The organism is Paenibacillus sp. FSL R7-0333 (assembly GCF_038000365.1).
Taxonomy (GTDB): domain Bacteria; phylum Bacillota; class Bacilli; order Paenibacillales; family Paenibacillaceae; genus Paenibacillus_AQ; species Paenibacillus_AQ silagei.
The window spans coordinates 5,403,847-5,420,080 of the sequence record NZ_JBBOBZ010000001.1 but is presented as its reverse complement, the minus strand read 5'-3'; the positions used below and the strand labels follow the sequence as shown (position 1 = coordinate 5,420,080).

General features: G+C 57.3%; 14 protein-coding genes. All 14 read left to right on the top strand.

What is annotated here, in order from left to right; translation table 11 throughout:
* Positions 1-158 precede the first annotated feature (158 nt).
* The 14 genes from MKY86_RS22900 to MKY86_RS22835 all read left to right on the top strand — a co-directional run bounded on the left by MKY86_RS22900 (position 159) and on the right by MKY86_RS22835 (position 16,208).
* Positions 159-1,340, top strand: a complete 1,182-nt coding sequence (locus MKY86_RS22900; protein WP_076082528.1) for an exonuclease SbcCD subunit D — start codon at positions 159-161, stop codon at positions 1,338-1,340.
* Between the two features lies 1 nt (position 1,341).
* The gene (locus tag MKY86_RS22895) at positions 1,342-5,034 is read left to right on the top strand and encodes an AAA family ATPase (RefSeq protein ID WP_076082527.1); all 3,693 of its coding nucleotides are present in this window, start codon (positions 1,342-1,344) and stop codon (positions 5,032-5,034) included.
* A gap of 1,047 nt (positions 5,035-6,081) precedes the next feature.
* Positions 6,082-6,441, top strand: a complete 360-nt coding sequence (locus tag MKY86_RS22890; RefSeq protein WP_076075810.1) for a histidine triad nucleotide-binding protein — start codon at positions 6,082-6,084, stop codon at positions 6,439-6,441.
* Between the two features lie 142 nt (positions 6,442-6,583).
* Positions 6,584-6,757, top strand: a complete 174-nt coding sequence (gene rpsU / locus MKY86_RS22885) for a 30S ribosomal protein S21 (protein ID WP_005547957.1) — start codon at positions 6,584-6,586, stop codon at positions 6,755-6,757.
* A 15-nt stretch (positions 6,758-6,772) separates the two neighbouring features.
* Entirely contained in the window at positions 6,773-7,216 is a 444-nt protein-coding gene (locus tag MKY86_RS22880; RefSeq protein WP_036724349.1) for a GatB/YqeY domain-containing protein, read from the top strand.
* A 202-nt stretch (positions 7,217-7,418) separates the two neighbouring features.
* On the top strand, positions 7,419-8,756 hold the full coding sequence (locus tag MKY86_RS22875) for an NfeD family protein (protein ID WP_076076335.1): 1,338 nt from the start codon (positions 7,419-7,421) through the stop codon (positions 8,754-8,756).
* Positions 8,757-8,792: 36 nt separating this feature from the next.
* Positions 8,793-9,794: a flotillin-like protein FloA gene (gene floA / locus MKY86_RS22870; protein WP_076075813.1), complete on the top strand. Its 1,002-nt coding sequence runs from the start codon at positions 8,793-8,795 to the stop codon at positions 9,792-9,794.
* A 16-nt stretch (positions 9,795-9,810) separates the two neighbouring features.
* Positions 9,811-10,404, top strand: a complete 594-nt coding sequence (locus MKY86_RS22865) for a hypothetical protein (RefSeq protein WP_076075815.1) — start codon at positions 9,811-9,813, stop codon at positions 10,402-10,404.
* 181 nt (positions 10,405-10,585) lie between these two features.
* A complete protein-coding gene (yqfC, locus tag MKY86_RS22860; protein WP_036690297.1) occupies positions 10,586-10,879 on the top strand; it encodes a sporulation protein YqfC in 294 nt (97 codons plus the stop codon).
* On the top strand, positions 10,876-12,057 hold the full coding sequence (yqfD, locus tag MKY86_RS22855; RefSeq protein ID WP_076075818.1) for a sporulation protein YqfD: 1,182 nt from the start codon (positions 10,876-10,878) through the stop codon (positions 12,055-12,057). Before yqfC ends, yqfD begins: the two co-directional genes overlap by 4 nt.
* 15 nt (positions 12,058-12,072) lie before the next feature.
* Positions 12,073-13,044 (top strand): PhoH family protein, encoded by a 972-nt coding sequence (locus MKY86_RS22850; RefSeq protein WP_076075820.1) that lies wholly within the window; start codon positions 12,073-12,075, stop codon positions 13,042-13,044.
* Positions 13,045-13,061: 17 nt separating this feature from the next.
* A complete protein-coding gene (locus MKY86_RS22845) occupies positions 13,062-15,341 on the top strand; it encodes an HD family phosphohydrolase (protein ID WP_076075823.1) in 2,280 nt (759 codons plus the stop codon).
* On the top strand, positions 15,313-15,813 hold the full coding sequence (ybeY, locus tag MKY86_RS22840) for an rRNA maturation RNase YbeY (RefSeq protein ID WP_076075826.1): 501 nt from the start codon (positions 15,313-15,315) through the stop codon (positions 15,811-15,813). The genes MKY86_RS22845 and ybeY overlap by 29 nt, the downstream gene beginning before the upstream one ends.
* Positions 15,813-16,208, top strand: a complete 396-nt coding sequence (locus tag MKY86_RS22835) for a diacylglycerol kinase family protein (RefSeq protein ID WP_076075828.1) — start codon at positions 15,813-15,815, stop codon at positions 16,206-16,208. Before ybeY ends, MKY86_RS22835 begins: the two co-directional genes overlap by 1 nt.
* The last annotated feature ends 26 nt before the right edge of the window (positions 16,209-16,234 follow it).

Here is a 16,234-nt window from a genome sequence, read left to right as displayed (position 1 = left end):
ATACATGGTGCTCGCACGCAGGTGAATGGTCCGAATATATGCGAAAAACAGCATACATTGTGCTTGCGCGCAGGCGTATGAACCGAATGTATGTTAAAAACAGCATACATTCTTTGAATCTATAATTGCCGCAGACAGGCGGGGAAAAGAGGGCGGAAATGCGTATATTGCATACGGGAGACTGGCATCTGGGGCGGACGCTGGAGGGCCGAAGCCGGCAGAAGGAGCAGGAGCAGTTCGTGGATGAGCTGGTTATGATAGCCGACTCCTCCGGGGCGGATCTGATTCTGATGGCGGGGGATGTCTATGATTCGGTCAATCCTCCGGCTGCGGCAGAGCAGCTGTTCTACGAAGCGGCGGCCAGACTGACGGCGGGAGGCCGTCCGCTGGTGGTCATTTCGGGCAATCACGACCAGCCGGAGCGCGTAGCTTCCGTGTCTCCGCTTGTCCGCAGACAGGGGATTACGCTCGTCGGAATGCCGACTTCGGAACCGGTCACGGTGCATGCGGCCAGAACCGGCGAGGTTGCCAAAATCGCTGCGCTCCCTTACCCCTCCGAAGCCCGGCTGGGCGAACTGCTTGCCGGAGACAGCGGAGAGGCTGAGCTGCGGCTGGCTTACAGCGCCCGGGTGGGGCGGCTGATGAATCTGCTTGGACGCGAGTTCACCCCGCAGACCGTCAATCTGGCGATGAGCCATATCTATGTGCTGGGCGGCGTGGAGAGTGACTCCGAACGGCCGATTCAGGTCGGCGGCGCTTATACCGTTGATCCTTCGGCACTCTCTTGCGGAGCGCAGTATACGGCACTCGGACATCTTCACCGCGCCCAGCGGGTCAAGGGCGAGGGGATGATCCGCTATAGCGGCTCCCCGCTGGCATACAGCTTCTCTGAGGCAGGCCAGGCCAAGTCGGTGGCCATGATTGATGTCGCACCCGGCGGGGAGCCGGTGTTCGAGGAAATCTATCTCTCCTGCGGGCGGCCGCTGGTGAACTGGAGATCTGCGGGCGGATTGCAGGAGGTCTATGGCTGGCTGGATGAGGGCAGGGATGAAGGAGCATTCATTGATCTGGAGCTGCGGCTGACCGAGGCCATGTCCATGAATGATATCCAGCGGCTGCGCAAGTCACGGGAAGGCATCGTCCATATCCGGCCGATCTATCCGCAGATGGAGCAGGAGCTGGAAGAGATGTCCCGCTCCCGCATGCCGGTACAGGAGCTGTTCCGCAGGTTCTATCAGCGCCAGACCGGCGGTGCGGAGCCGGATGACAGCCTGATTGAGCTGTTCCTGGAGCTGGCGGAAGAAGAGCGGCATGAAGCTGCGGAAGGGGAGGAGAACTGATTTGAAGCCGATATTGTTGAAATTATCAGGGCTGCAGAGTTACCGGGCGGAGCAGGAGATTGATTTTGCCAGCCTGACCGAGACGGGGCTGTTCGGGATCTTCGGGCCGACGGGCAGCGGCAAATCCAGTCTGCTGGACGCGATTACACTGGCGATGTACGGTAAAGTGGAGCGCGCCGTGAACGGAACCCAGGGGATTATGAACCATTCCGAGGACCAGCTCAGCGTGGTCTTCACCTTCGAGCTGAACTCCTCTTCCGGGGCGCGTCGCTACCGCGTGGAACGGAAGTTCAAACGCACCGGGGAGCAGTCGGTCAGCAATACGATCAGCCGGTTCATCGAGGTCAAGGCGGACGGGGATTTTGTGATGGCCGACAAGCTGGCAGACGTTACGCGCTGTGTCGAAGAGCACATCGGGCTGAAGATGGACGACTTTACCCGAGCCGTTGTGCTGCCGCAGGGCAAATTCGCCGAGTTCCTGTCGCTGCGGGGCGTGGACCGCAGGCAGATGCTCCAGCGTCTGTTCCATCTGGAACAGTACGGCGACGGGCTGGCACTGAAGCTGAGCCGCCGGGTCAAGGAGAACGAGGCGGCACTGCGCGCTCTGGAGGCCGAGCAGCAGGGGCTGGGCAGCGCGGGCAAGGCAGACGTGGAAGCGGCCGCCGTCCGTGTGCAGGAGGCGATCCGTCATGCGGCGGATTGCCGGGGGCGGCTCACGCAGGCTGCGGAGCGCGCCGAGCGCTTCGCCCGCATCCGCGAGCTGCAGGAGGAACGGGCCCGCCGCGAGTCGCAGAGGCAGGCTCTGCTGGCCCAGGAGGAGCAGATCCTCCTCCTGGAGCAGAAGCTCGGCAAGGCGGACGAGGCCGAGCGCAGATTGCCCGCGCTGAAGGCCTGGCGCAGCGCGGAGGAGGCCTGGAAGGCCCGGGCGGCACGCGCCGGGGGCCTTGAGGCCTTGGCCGCCGCCGCCGTGCAGGAGGCGGCAGCCGGGGCGGAAGCGGAAGCAGCGGCCCAGGCCGCGCTGTCCGCAGGCGAGCCGGCCCTCCGCGAGGAGGAGGGCCGGTACCGGCGCGCGCTCGAGCTGGAGGCCGAGCTCGGTGCACTGCACAGCGAGCGGGCGGCGCTGCAGGCGCGCCGCGAGGAAGCCGCCCGGGGCCTGGCCGCCGGGCGGGAGAGCCTGGCCCGGGAGCGTGAGCTTTTGGCCCGTGGCCAAAAGAAACAGCACGAGCTGCAGCAGAGCCTGCAGCCGCTGGCGGTCCGCTCCCAGGAGCGGCAGTCTCTGCAGGAAGCCATGCAGAGACTGCAGGGACTGCGTTCTGCCGAGGCCCAGCGGGAATCGGCAGAACGTGAGCGCCAGAGCCGCGCGGCGGTGCTCGCAGCGGCGGAAGTGCGGCTGGCCGCCGCCGGGTCCCGGCGGCAGGCGCTGGATGCCGGGCGCGGGGAGCTGCTGGCCGCCGCCGCCCTGCACCAGGAAGAGCTGCGGACGGCCGAAGGGGCAGCGGGAGACGCTGCCGGCCGCCTGGAGGGGCACATCAGCGCGCTGGAGGCTGCGCTGAAGGAGCAGGAGGTTCACCGGCTCTCGCAGGCGCTCGCCGGTGAACTCCAGGAAGGGGTTCCCTGCCCGGTATGCGGCAGCGAGCATCACCCCTCCCCTGCGCTTGTTCAGAAGCAGGGGGACCCTGCGGAGCTGGACAATAGGCTCCGCCATGTCCGCGCTCAGGCCCGGCAGGCGCTGGAGACGCGCCATCTGCTGCGCAGCCTGCTGGAGCAGGACAGCTCGTGGCTTGCTGGGCTAGCGGGTGCCGCGTCCGAAGAGGCGCTGCACCAGTCCGCCGCTGGCGCCGCCGGGGCAGAGGCGGCTGCGGACAAGACGGCAAGCATTACTTCCTACGCCGCACCCGCACCCAAGCTCTCAAGCAGTTCCGGTTCGGATGCCGGATCTGTCACTCTCAGCAATTCCGAGTCCCACGCCGCTTCAGATTCCTTAAACACTTCGGAGTCTCTTGAGGCTTCCAATTTCCCAAGCAGTTCCGGCTCTTATACAGCATCTGACTCTCTGGACAGTTCCGGCTTCCACGCCGAACCTGATTCTTTAAGCACCTCGGCCTCGGAGTCTCACGACTCCATGGTAACCGCGCAGCTTCCGGATGAACAAGCCTTATCCGCGCTGGATGGCCGGTTGTCTGCCTTGAATGATCAGCTGGCCGCGCTGCGAGGACGCTCCGCAGAGCTGCGCCGTGCGGCCGCTGACTGGCAGCGTTCCCTGCAGGAGCTGGAGCAGGTGTATCACAAGGAAGCAGTAGGTGCCGAAGCGGAGAAGACTTGGCTGCAGGGGCTGTCTGTCAAGGCAGAGGAGCTGGCTGCTTCAGCCAGCAAGCTAAGGGAGGAATGGAGCCGTCTCTTCCCGCAGCTTGCCCCGGAGGAAGCGGAGAGAACGTATCAGGAGATGCTTGGCAAGGATGAACGCGCCGAGGAGATCCGCAGCCGGCTGGAGATCAGCGTCAAGTTCCTGGACGAGAAAAGCCTCGCCGTGCAGACGCTGAACGAGCAGCTGGCCGGGCTGGACAAGGAGCTGGCGCAGTGGGATGCGCAGCTTGAAGGCAAAGAGGCGCTTGCCCGTGATAAAGAGCAGCGACTGCGCGAATGGACCGGCGGCCAGCCTGCCGGGGAACTGCTGGTCGCATGTGAACGCAGATTGCTGGAGCTGCAGACTGCGCTGGAACGCAGCCGGCAGGAACACCGCCGGGCAGCGGACAAGGCGCAGCAGCAGACCCGTGAAGCTGCGGTAGCCCGCCAGGCGGCAGAATCGGCGCAGGAGCATTATACCGCTGCCTCCGCCCAGTGGGAGGAGAGTCTGCAGTCTTCGCCGTTCGCTTCAGCCGCAGAGGTCGAGGCCTCTTCGCTGGAGGCTGGAGAACGGGCGCAGGCCGCTGAGCGGGTGAAGTCCTACCGCGAAGAAGAGGCGGAGTGCCTGCTGCAGCTGCGGGGTATTGAAGACAAGCTGGCTGGAGCTGTGCTCAGCAGTGAAGAATGGCAGGAGAGCCAGGATACGCTGCTGAGGTGCAAAGAGGATGATGAAGCCTCGCTTCAGGCCCGTGCACGGGCAGAGCGAGATCTGGAGGATCTGCAGCAGCGCCATATCCGCTGGGTAGAGCTGGAGGACAAGCGGGCCGGACATGCGGCGATGCAGGAGCGTCTATCCAAGCTGCAGACCGTACTGCGCGGCAATGCCTTTGTCGAGTATATCGCAGAGGAGCAGCTGATGCAGGTATGCCAGGCTGCGTCACAGCGTCTGCGGTTCCTGAGCAAGCAGCGTTATGCATTGGAGGTGGATTCAGGCGGGGGCTTCGTCATCCGGGATGACGGGAATGGCGGCGTTAGACGTCCAGTGTCCACGTTATCCGGGGGAGAGACCTTCCTGACCTCCCTGTCGCTGGCGCTTGCCCTGTCAGCCCAGATTCAGCTGCGCGGACAATACCCGCTGCAATTCTTTTTCCTGGATGAGGGGTTTGGCACCCTGGACCCGGATCTGCTCGACACCGTCATCACTTCACTGGAGAGACTGCATAATGACCAATTGTCTGTGGGCATTATCAGCCATGTTCCTGAGCTTCGGGCCCGCCTGCCGCGCAAGCTGATTGTGGTTCCTGCAGAGCAGGGCGGCGGGGGTTCAACCATTCTTTTGGAAAAAATGTGAAAGCCGGGGTTGGTTGTGATGAGAATCACAGATACACCTCCAACCCCCTGTTATAATACAGCTAAGCCGACATTATTTGAAACACCTCGGCGGACGTATGACAGGGAATGAACTCCTTCTCATACGTCCGCCGCCGAAGCAGCTCAGATGAGCTGTGAAGGGTGTTTCCTTTTTTTTGTCTTTTTTTGGGTCCACACTCAAAATTAGCAGCGGTCCTACCCCAAGGAGGGAGCACCCTCCTTTAAGGCAATCGAACAAAACGTATGCGAAAAACCGTACACAATGAGCTAGTAGGCGTGTGAATAGCCAAATATATGCGAAAAAGCGAATACATTATGCCACAGCGAGGGTTAGAGGAGCAGTTGTGCTATTGAACGTATTTCAGAACCATATGTTTGCGGAAAACCGAACACAATGTGCTACAGCGAAGGGTTAGAGGGCCAATTGGGCTAATGAAGGTTTCCCCGGATCGAATGTAGACGAGAAACCGAACACATTGTGCCGCCCACCCTGTTATAATACAGCCCGCCCTCCCTACACCCCCTGTTATCGTGATCATCCACCCCCTGCCCCTGATCCATAACCCTCTGTTATCATGACACTTCGATCCCTGCTCCCCTGATCCGCCCCCACCTGATATCCTGATCCCTGCCTGTTTACCTGCTCCTATACTCTCTGCTACTCCCACCCCTGTTCCCCACAACACATCGCTGCCCGCCCAGTTTCCCTTACCATCCCAGCATAAGCCGCCCCAAACATCTGGTTTTACCAGAATATAGCCTTCCGCCTTTCGTATTTGCTCAAATTCCTGTATGATTAGTTCCATAAATTGAAATTTGTCGCGAAGCCGATCAGGCCGGAAGCCCGATGATCTTCAGGCGTGTGCGCCCCGCAGAGCTCTAGCTGTATTGACGGATCATCGCCTGTGAGTGGCGTGTGGCCGTTGCACGAATAACAGTTAGGTTCGTGTCTGTTATCTCAGCCTGTGCTGCGGAAAGTGCCGGATGCAAGCTTCTGCATTACAAATTTTTTGGGAGGAAGCGTGGTATGGAAACTGTATTCAGCAAAATTATCGAAGGTGTAATCCCGTCCAAAAAGGTGTTCGAGAATGAGCGGATTCTGGCGTTCCACGATATTGAGCCTGCCGCCCCTGTGCATGTGCTGATTATCCCGAAGAAATACATCGCTTCCATGAATGAGGTTACGCCTGAGGATCTGCCGCTGATTGGCGAGATTCATGCCGTAGCACAGCAGCTTGCCGCAGAGCTCGGAATTGCCGATACCGGCTACCGGCTGATTAATAATTGCGGTCCGGACAGCGGGATGGCAGTGCCGCATCTGCATTATCATCTGCTGGGCGGAGCCAAGCTTGGTGCCCTTACGGGGAACTCCAGCTCTCATGCCTAAGTAAGCAATGCAACTATGTACAGCCCGGCTGAAAAAAGAATAACGCGAAGGTTGACACCTTATTTAGGTTTGACCTATAATGAAAGGTGATGAACCGTGTTGTTATGCTCTTGGACGGTCTGGTCGGAGGGAGGGAAAACTGGTGTCTGAAACGAAAGTTCGCAAAAACGAGACAATTGATGCTGCACTTCGTCGCTTTAAACGTTCCATTGCTAAGGATGGTGTCTTGGCTGAGGTGAAGAAACGCAAGCATTATGAGAAGCCAAGCGTAAAGCGCAAGAAGAAGTCTGAGGCTGCTCGTAAGAGAAAGTTTTAGGAGGATTACCCACGCATGAATCTTAGCGAACGATTGAACGAAGATATGAAGCAAGCGATGAAGAGTAAGGACAAGTTCACACTCTCCACCATTCGAATGGTTCGTTCTACAATAAAGTATCTTGAAATAGATTTGAAGAGAACATTAGACGACAACGAAGTGCTTGATATCCTTAGTCGTGAAATCAAACAGCGCAAAGATGCCCTCCAAGAATTTGAAGCAGCGGGTCGCGATGAGCTTGCCGCGAGTACTAAGGCAGAAATCGAGATTATCATTAAATATCTTCCCGAGCAGCTTACCGAAGAAGAAATTAAAGTAATTGTACAGCAGACCATCCAGGAAACCGGTGCTTCTTCGAAAAGTGAAATGGGTAAGGTGATGAGCGCACTGATGCCTAAGGTCAAAGGTCGCGCCGATGGTAAACTTGTGAACCAGGCGGTTCAGCAATTTCTGCAATAATATAACGCTAGCACCCCTTTTATAAGGGGTGTTTTTCATTGTGTGGAGCTTTTTGGATAGAACTGCGTATAAGGTATACTAAGAATTATATGCAGACTTACATAAAATGATAAGTTGAGAATGCAAATGGTTCACGTACAAAAGGGGGGGCGCAGGCTTGAATAAGTTACGCACCATCATATTTTCCTGTATCGCGGCCTTAATGGTTCTTCTGTTCCTGCCATTGGCGGGGACGGTTCAGGCGGATAATGAAGCGGTCCGCGCACCGGGCGCAGCGGCGGGTACAGTTGTCGGCGGCCCGGTCTTCATCATTCCGGTGGACCAGGAAATCGAACGCGGATTGCAGAGCTTTCTGGAACGGGGCTTTCAGGAGGCGGCGAATTACGGCGCAGTTCTGATTGTTCTGGAGATCGATACACCTGGAGGGCGGGTGGATTCCGCCGAACGAATCGGCACTCTGGTCAGAGACAGCAAGATCCCGGTAGTAGCCTATATCAAAGGCAACGCCGCTTCAGCAGGCAGCTATATCGCGCTGAACGCGGACGCCATTATCATGAAGCCGGGCAGCATGATCGGGGCCGCTTCGCTGGTGGACATGAACGGGAAGAGCGTGGAAGACGCCAAGATGGTATCGTACTGGAAATCCAAAATGATCGGGGCTGCCTCGCTGAACGGGCGTGATCCTGAAGTGGCTGCCGGCATGATGGATGTTCATCTGGTAGTTAACCGCCCGGAACTGGGCGTGAACAAGCAGGCGGGCGAGATTATCGCTCTGAGCAGCAATCAAGCACTTCAGGCTGGTTACGCCGACCGGATTGCTGGAACGGAGCAGGAGGCGATTACCTGGCTGGGCTACTCGACAGACGACATTTTTCGCATTGAACATACCGGTGCGGAGAAAATGTCGCAATTTCTGACTCATCCGGTAGTCATGACAATTCTGCTCTTTGTGGGCATCGCCGGTGTGTTCATCGAGCTGCTGGTGCCCGGCTTTGGGGTGCCCGGAATTGTCGGTACGCTGGCATTTGCCCTCTACTTCTTCGGCAACTATGTGGCCGGCTTCGCCGGGGCGGAGACGCTGCTGCTGTTCATTCTGGGACTGGTGATGCTGATTCTGGAGCTGTTCGTGCCGAGCTTCGGTATTCTGGGAATCCTCGGGTCCATCAGTCTGGTGGCGGGTGTTGTAAGGGCTGCTTACAGCTTTACACATGCTCTGTTCAGCCTTGGTATCGCTTTTTCGGCGGCGGCTGTGGTTATCGTGATTGTAGCCGTAGTCTTCAAGGAGCGGGGAATCTGGAACCGGTTCATCCTTCAGGACAGCCTTACCAGAGAGAAGGGATTCGTGCCTGTCCCGGAGAAGCTGCGTCTGATCGGGGCTTCCGGCATGAGTGTAACCCCGCTGCGTCCGGCCGGAACCGCCACCTTTGGCGGCGAACGGATAGATGTGGTGACAGAAGGCGGGTTCATCGAGGCGCAGACGGCCGTGTCCGTGGTGAAGGTTGAGGGCGGCCGAGTGGTAGTGAAGGAAGCTGTTAAATAATTTTTGTCTATCAAAATATCGGAGGTAGGTAAGCGTATGTTAGAAGCATCTATGATTACTTTTTTGCTGATCGCGGTAGCCGTGATTATTGTACTAAGCGTCTTCTTCAGCTTCTTCCCGGTCATGCTGTGGGTGTCCGCCTGGGCCTCCGGGGTCAAAATCAGCATTATCACGCTGGTAGCTATGCGTCTGCGCCGGGTAACGCCGAGCCGGATTGTCAATCCGCTGATTAAAGCGACGAAGGCTGGGCTGGGACTGAATATCAATCAGCTCGAGAGCCATTATCTGGCCGGAGGGAATGTGGACCGTGTAGTGAACGCGCTGATTGCTGCCCAGAGAGCGGATATTCCGCTGGAATTCACACGTGCCGCCGCCATAGATCTGGCTGGACGAGATGTGCTGCTGGCGGTTCAGATGAGCGTTAACCCGCGTGTCATTGAGACGCCGATTGTTGCGGCTGTAGCCAAGAACGGGATTGAAGTCAAGGTCAAGGCACGGGTAACGGTGCGGGCCAATATCGACCGGCTGGTCGGGGGTGCGGGCGAAGAGACGATTATTGCCCGTGTCGGCGAAGGGATTGTAACCACAGTCGGCTCCAGTAATTCGCATAAGGATGTGCTTGAGAATCCGGATTCCATCTCCCGGACCGTATTATCCAAGGGTCTGGACTCAGGGACTGCCTTTGAAATTCTGTCCATTGATATTGCGGATGTGGATGTAGGCAAGAACATTGGTGCGTACCTGCAGACCGAGCAGGCCGAAGCGGATAAGCGCATCGCCCAGGCGAAGGCTGAGGAACGCCGGGCGATGGCGGTTGCCCATGAGCAGGAGATGAAGGCCCGCGTGGTTGAGATGAAGGCGCTGGTCGTTGAATCCGAATCCCGGGTTCCGCTGGCGATGGCCGAAGCCCTGCGCTCAGGCAAGCTTGGCGTGATGGATTATATGAATCTTAAAAACATCGAGGCAGATACGCAGATGCGCGGTTCCCTCGGCAAACTAAACGATGGGGACGACAGCAGCCGTCCGCCCCACAAATAAAGGGATGTGAGCTCCCATGAGCGGCGTGATCTATTTCCTGGTGCTGGCGGCCATAGCGATCATCACCAATCTGAACAAAAGAAAGGACAAAGACAAACAGGCTCCGCGCGGAGGGATGCCTACCTTTGGCGGCGGCGGGGGCAGCGGCAATATGCTGCCCCGCCGCCGGAAGGCCGGACACGCACAGCAGCAGGGCAGCGGATTTCCGGCGCCTGCCGGGACAAGGACGGCCCCAAACCAGCCTGCCCCGCCGCCGGATGCTCAGGAGGCCCCGTATTCGCCAGCATGGGCTGAGGCTGAGCAGCCGGCTGCCGATAATGAGAACGGCGAAGGGGTGTCTCTGGAACAGGCCGATGACCTGGACAGCGTGGAGGCCCGCACAGAACGCATGCAGCGGGAGCTGGAGGCGCTGCAGGCTGCCTTCGACGGAATGGCGGCTGCGGTCCCGTCTGCGGGCTCCGAAGCAGGCGGTGAGGACGCAGATGCAGCAACATCGGCATATGCTGCCCATCCGCTCACAGGCGACCCTGACGCGCTGCGCAGCGGTCTGGTATGGGCGGAGGTGCTGGGTCCGCCCCGTGCCCGCCAGCCGCATTCCACGCGGCGCTAAGACCTTGCCTCCGCCTCCTGATCAACATGTAATACTGCACATAAGCCTGAATCCATTCCTTAACCGGAAGGGATTCAGGCTTATGTGCTGTTTTCCCTGGGAGAAGGGTGTGAGTTCTTCTCATAAACAGCCGCCCCGCCGCATAAGGTGTACAGAAGGCAGGAAGGGGGAGCGTCTACTTATGACCCGTATCGGCCGCAGGCTGCGGGGATGGACAAACGGGGTACTGGATCTTCCGCAGGATGTGCTGCAGGAGATGCCCCGGATCACCCTGATCGGCAATAAGGAGCTGTATATTGAGAACCACCGCGGCGTGCTGCACTTCTCTTCGGAGCAGCTCAGGCTGGCATTAACCCAAGGGGTGCTGGAGATTTCCGGTGAAGGACTGGTTATCCGCAATATTCTGGGCCAGGAGCTTGCCGTCATTGGCGTAATCGGTGAAATCAGATATAAGGAAAGTGGGGAGAATCCATGAAAGAACCGCCTCTGTCATCACTGCGGGGGTTCGTTACACTGCATGTGAGCGGACCGCAGGTGGAGAAATTCATTAATGCTGTAACTGGAGCGGGCATCATCATCTGGGATGTGAGGCCTGCCGGGGACGGCGCTTCTTTGAATCTGCTGCTGGATGACTTTTTCCGGCTTCGCCCGCTCCTCAAAAAGACAGGCTGCCGTATGCATGTTACAGCCAGGCACGGACTTCCGTTTCGCCTCGCGCGCTTGTGGAGACGGAAGTTTTTTGCCGCAGGTATGCTGATCTTCGGTGTAGGCCTGCTGCTGCTCTCCTCGATGATCTGGAGCGTCAAGGTTGAAGGGAATACCCGCATTCCGACCGAGGACATCCTGGAAGCCGCACGCAAGGAGGGCGTCTATCCGTTTCAGTGGATCTGGCGCATGCAGGAATCGGACGAGCTGTCCCGGGAGCTGACCACCCTGGTTCCGGGCTTAACTTGGGCCGGGTTCCACCGGAACGGGACGAGCATTACCATACAGGTCGTCGAAGCTGACCGCCCGGATAACAAACCGCTGCTCAGCAAGCGCCATCTCATCAGCCGGACCGATGCCGTCGTGACTGAGATCTATGCGGAGCAGGGCAGACCGGTGGTCAGCCGGAATTCGCGGGTCAAGAAAGGGGACATCCTCATCTCCGGAGCGCTGGGTGACGAGGAGAATACAGAGTTCGTAGTCGCCAAAGGCATGGTCAAAGGCCTTGTATGGCATGAATATAATCTGGAGGTACCGCTCAAAAGAACGGGCAGTGCATATACAGGAGAACGCAAGGACCGCACCTATCTCGTTCTTGGCAAATGGGCGATTCAGCTGTGGGGCTACGGGGACTCCGGGTTTGCGAAGTCACGTACTCTTTCAGAGCCCGATATGCTGTCGTGGCGTTCTTTTCAGCTGCCGCTGGGCTTGATGACCGAGAAGGAGCTGGAGATTAAATATACGACTGAAGCGCTTACTTCGGAAGCCGCGCGTGCAGAAGGGCTGACGCGGGCCAAGAGCGATATTTTCGCGCGTTACGGCGCTGATAGCGTCATCAAAAGTCAAAAAATTTTGCATGAGAAGAAAGAGAATGGTAAAGTTTATATGAAAGTGCTGTTTGAGGTGGAAGAGAGAATCGCGGAAGAGCTTCCGATAGTAAACAATTGAGGAGAATGAGGCTACTTGTCAGAACAGACTGCAAGCATTCAAATATCTTTGCACAATGCGGGAGAAGCGCAATCCCTGTTCGGCCCGCAGGACGGATTCCTGAAAATCATCGAGAAAGAAATTCCGGCAGTTATTAACTCACGCGAAGCCGAAATCACGATTCGCGGTACGGAGCGGGAAGTGGACATGCTGGGCCAGCTCTTCAACGTGCTGCTGTCACTCGTACGCGGGGGTTACCTATTGAGCGAACGCGATGTGCAGTACGCCGTGGAGCTGGCGAAGGATTTCCGTGCCGACCAGCTGCTGGACCTGTTCAAGGGCGAGATTACAACAACATTCCGCGGCAAGCCGATCCGTGTCAAAACGATTGGCCAGAAGCATTATGTGAGCACCATCAAAAAGCGTGATATCGTCTTCGGCATCGGCCCGGCTGGCACCGGCAAAACCTATCTGGCTGTGGTCCTCGCGGTGACGGCGCTGAAGGAAGGCTCGGTCAAACGGATCGTGCTTACGCGTCCGGCTGTAGAGGCCGGGGAGAACCTGGGCTTCCTCCCGGGAGATTTGCAGGAGAAGGTAGATCCGTATCTGCGGCCGCTCTACGACGCCTTGTACGACGTTATGGGGCCTGATCAGGTGGCGAAGGCGCTGGAGCGCGGGCTGATCGAGATTGCACCGCTTGCCTATATGCGCGGGCGTACGCTGGAGGATGCTTTTATCATCCTCGATGAAGCGCAGAATACCACACCCGAACAAATGAAAATGTTCCTCACCCGTCTGGGCTTCGGCTCCAAGATGGTCATCACGGGCGATGTGACCCAGATCGATTTGCCGCGCGGCAAGAAGTCAGGGCTGATCGAAGCCAAAACGATTCTTTCCGGTATTGAGGAGCTTGGCTTTGTCTACTTCGCTGAGCAGGACGTTGTCCGTCATTCCCTTGTGCAGAAAATTATCGTTGCCTATGACCGCTCTGCCGAAAACCTCCAATAAAAAAGGGGATTGTCTTCATGGCCTCAAAGCAACCATCGAAATTAAGCGGATTTGTATATAGCAGCAGCGGATGGAAGTATAGCGCGGTGTCGCGCTATGCTCTTTTCCTGTTACTCGCGGTTGTTTTCTACCTCAGCCTGTCCTCTGATCTGCTGCCCAAAAGGTATGATATCAAAGAGGGAACCCGCAGTGCCAAGGAGATTACAGCGCCCAAGCAAATCCTGGACACCAACGCCAAGCTCAAGGCCCAGGAGACTGCTGCAGAGAATGTGACCAACCGTTATGCCATTATTCCTATCCGGGCGGAGAATCTAGTAACTCTGCTGCTGGACCGGATCGGCGGGCTGAATCAGGATGATACGATTTCACAGAGTGAGAAGACGGAGATTTACCGGGAAGAGATTCCGCGGCGGGCCAATGATTTTATCCTTAATTTTGTGGCTGCCAGCCAAAAGGCCGGGACTTACTCCGAGCATCTGCTGAATGAAATGCAGTCTGTCATCAAGGACCAGGCCTACGTCATTCCGGAAGAGACCTATATCAAGATTCCGCGCTTGACTCAGCAGGATATCATCGAAATGAAGCCGGTGGCCCGGGATATTGTCACCAAGCTGATGAATGACCAGATTACCGACGCCCAGAGTGCGCGCGCTAAGGTCGCTGAGCAGGTCAGCGTCAGTTCGCTGGGCCAGCGGACCGCCCGCGAGGTGGTGCAGGAGCTGGTGCGGCTGGTGATCACCGCTAACAAATTCTATGACGAGGATGCGACGAAGGAAGCGAAGGTGCAGGCCCGTCAGAATACGCCGGATGTGTTCATCGAGCAGGGGGATGTGCTGGTCGCCAAGAATCAGGAGATTACCCCTGAGCTGTACAAGCTGCTGGATGAGAACGGGCTGCTCAGCAAAGAGATTAATTACTGGCCGCAGCTCGGCCTGCTGCTGCTCTCTGCACTGCTGTCCTTTGGCCTGATGACCTTCATCCGCTACAATGGCGGAGCCTCAGGCTTCAAATACAATAACTCCCAGCTGCTTATGCTGGTACTGGTCTTTATCATTACCATCGTTATGATGAAGCTGACAGCCTTCCTGCAAACGGATGTGCGGACATATATCGGCTATCTGGCACCTGTGGCTCTCGGCGCGATGCTGATTTCCATGCTGCTGGACATGACTTTAGCTTATTTCTGTTCCATTCTGTTCAGCATTCTGGCCAGTATCCTGCTGAATGTTCAGCAGAATACGATATTTGATTTCACCTTCGGCTTCTTTGCCCTAATCGTAAGTTATGTTGCCATCTTCTCGACCCACCGCGCCGGACAGCGCTCAACCCTGCTGAAGGGCGGTATTATGGTGTCCCTGCTCGGCTGCCTGACCGTAGCCATACTGACCATGCTGAGCGGCGGCGTATGGAACGAGACGAATACGTTATATGCCCTGGGCTTCTCCTTTGCCGGGGGGCTGCTTACCGCAGTGCTGGTCATCGGCCTGATGCCGTTCTTCGAGGTAACGTTCGGCATTCTGTCGGCCCTGAAGCTCGTAGAGCTGTCTAACCCGAACCATCCGCTGCTGCGCAAGCTGCTTACAGAGACGCCGGGAACCTATCACCACAGCGTGATGGTAGGCAATCTGTCCGAGGCTGCGGCCGAAGCGATTGGTGCGGACGGATTGCTGTGCCGGGTAGGGTCGTATTATCATGACATCGGCAAGACGAAGCGCCCGTTCTATTTCATAGAGAACCAGAACAATATGGAGAATCCTCATGATACGATTGAGCCGAAGCTGAGCAAGTCGATCATTGTGGCCCACGCCCGGGACGGGGTGGAGATGCAGAAGGAATACAAGCTGCCGAAGCCGATCCGCGATATTGCCGAGCAGCATCATGGCACGACGTTCCTGCATTATTTTTATCATAAGGCATTGAAGCTTGCAGAGGACAAGGGTGTAGAGCCGGACTTCACGGAGGAGGATTTCCGTTATCCCGGTCCGAAAGCACAGTCGAAGGAATCCGCAGTCGTCGGGATCGCTGACAGTGTGGAGGCTGCAGTCCGTTCGCTCCGCAAGCCAACCGTGGTGCAGGTGGAGACCATGATTGAGAAGATTATCAAAAGCCGGCTGGATGACCATCAGTTCGATGAGTGCGATCTGACCATCAAGGAGCTGGATATTATTTCGCGGACATTGAAAGAGACGGTAATGGGCATATTCCATTCCCGGATTGAATATCCCGAGGATGTGCGCAAGCCCAAAAAAGAGGAAGGGGCCATCAAAAATGAGTCTGAGCGTCGTTTGGAACAATGAACAGGATGAACATGAAATTAACGGCGATCTGATCGAGCTGCTGGAGCGGCTTCTGCAGACAGCAGGGGAAGCGGAAGGGATTGACACGGGGGAAGTGGATCTGACCTTCGTCAATAACGAACGCATTCACGAGCTGAATCTCGAGTACCGCGGCATTGACCGTCCGACCGATGTGCTCTCCTTCGCGATGAATGAGGCCGGAGAAGATGAGCTGGAGATCCGGTACGACCTGGCAGATGAGGACGAAGAGCTGGAGGAAGTACCGAATGTGCTTGGGGATATTATCATCTCGGTTACCCGGGCGCAGGAGCAGGCTGAGGAATACGGCCATTCGCTGGAGCGGGAGCTGGGCTTCCTGTTCGTCCACGGGTTCCTGCATTTGCTGGGCTATGATCATCAGGAGCCGGAGGCTGAGGCCGAAATGATGTCCAAGCAGGAGAAGGCTCTGGCTCAGGTCGGGTTGACACGCTAATGGTCAAGAATACGGCGGTGGGCCACAAAAAATTCTGGCATTCCTTTCGCTTCGCCGCACACGGCATTGCGGCAGCATTCCGGTCGGAGCTGAACATGAAGGTGCATAGCGGCCTTGCGGTTATCGTAGTGATTGCCGCCGCTGTATTCAGGCTTCCTCTGTCAAGCTGGATGCTGCTTCTGCTGGCCATTACGCTGGTGCTGACAGCCGAGCTGCTGAACACGGCGATTGAAGCAACGATTGATCTGGTTTCGCCTGAGGTTCACCCCTTGGCCAAGAAGGCCAAAGATACCGCCGCAGGCGCCGTGCTGCTTACGGCGGTGTTTGCCGTGATTGCCGGAATCTATGTTTTTTATCATCCCATGATGGACTGGATCACAGGTCTTATGTCATAATCAGTTTACAACTTCAGCTGGTGTAA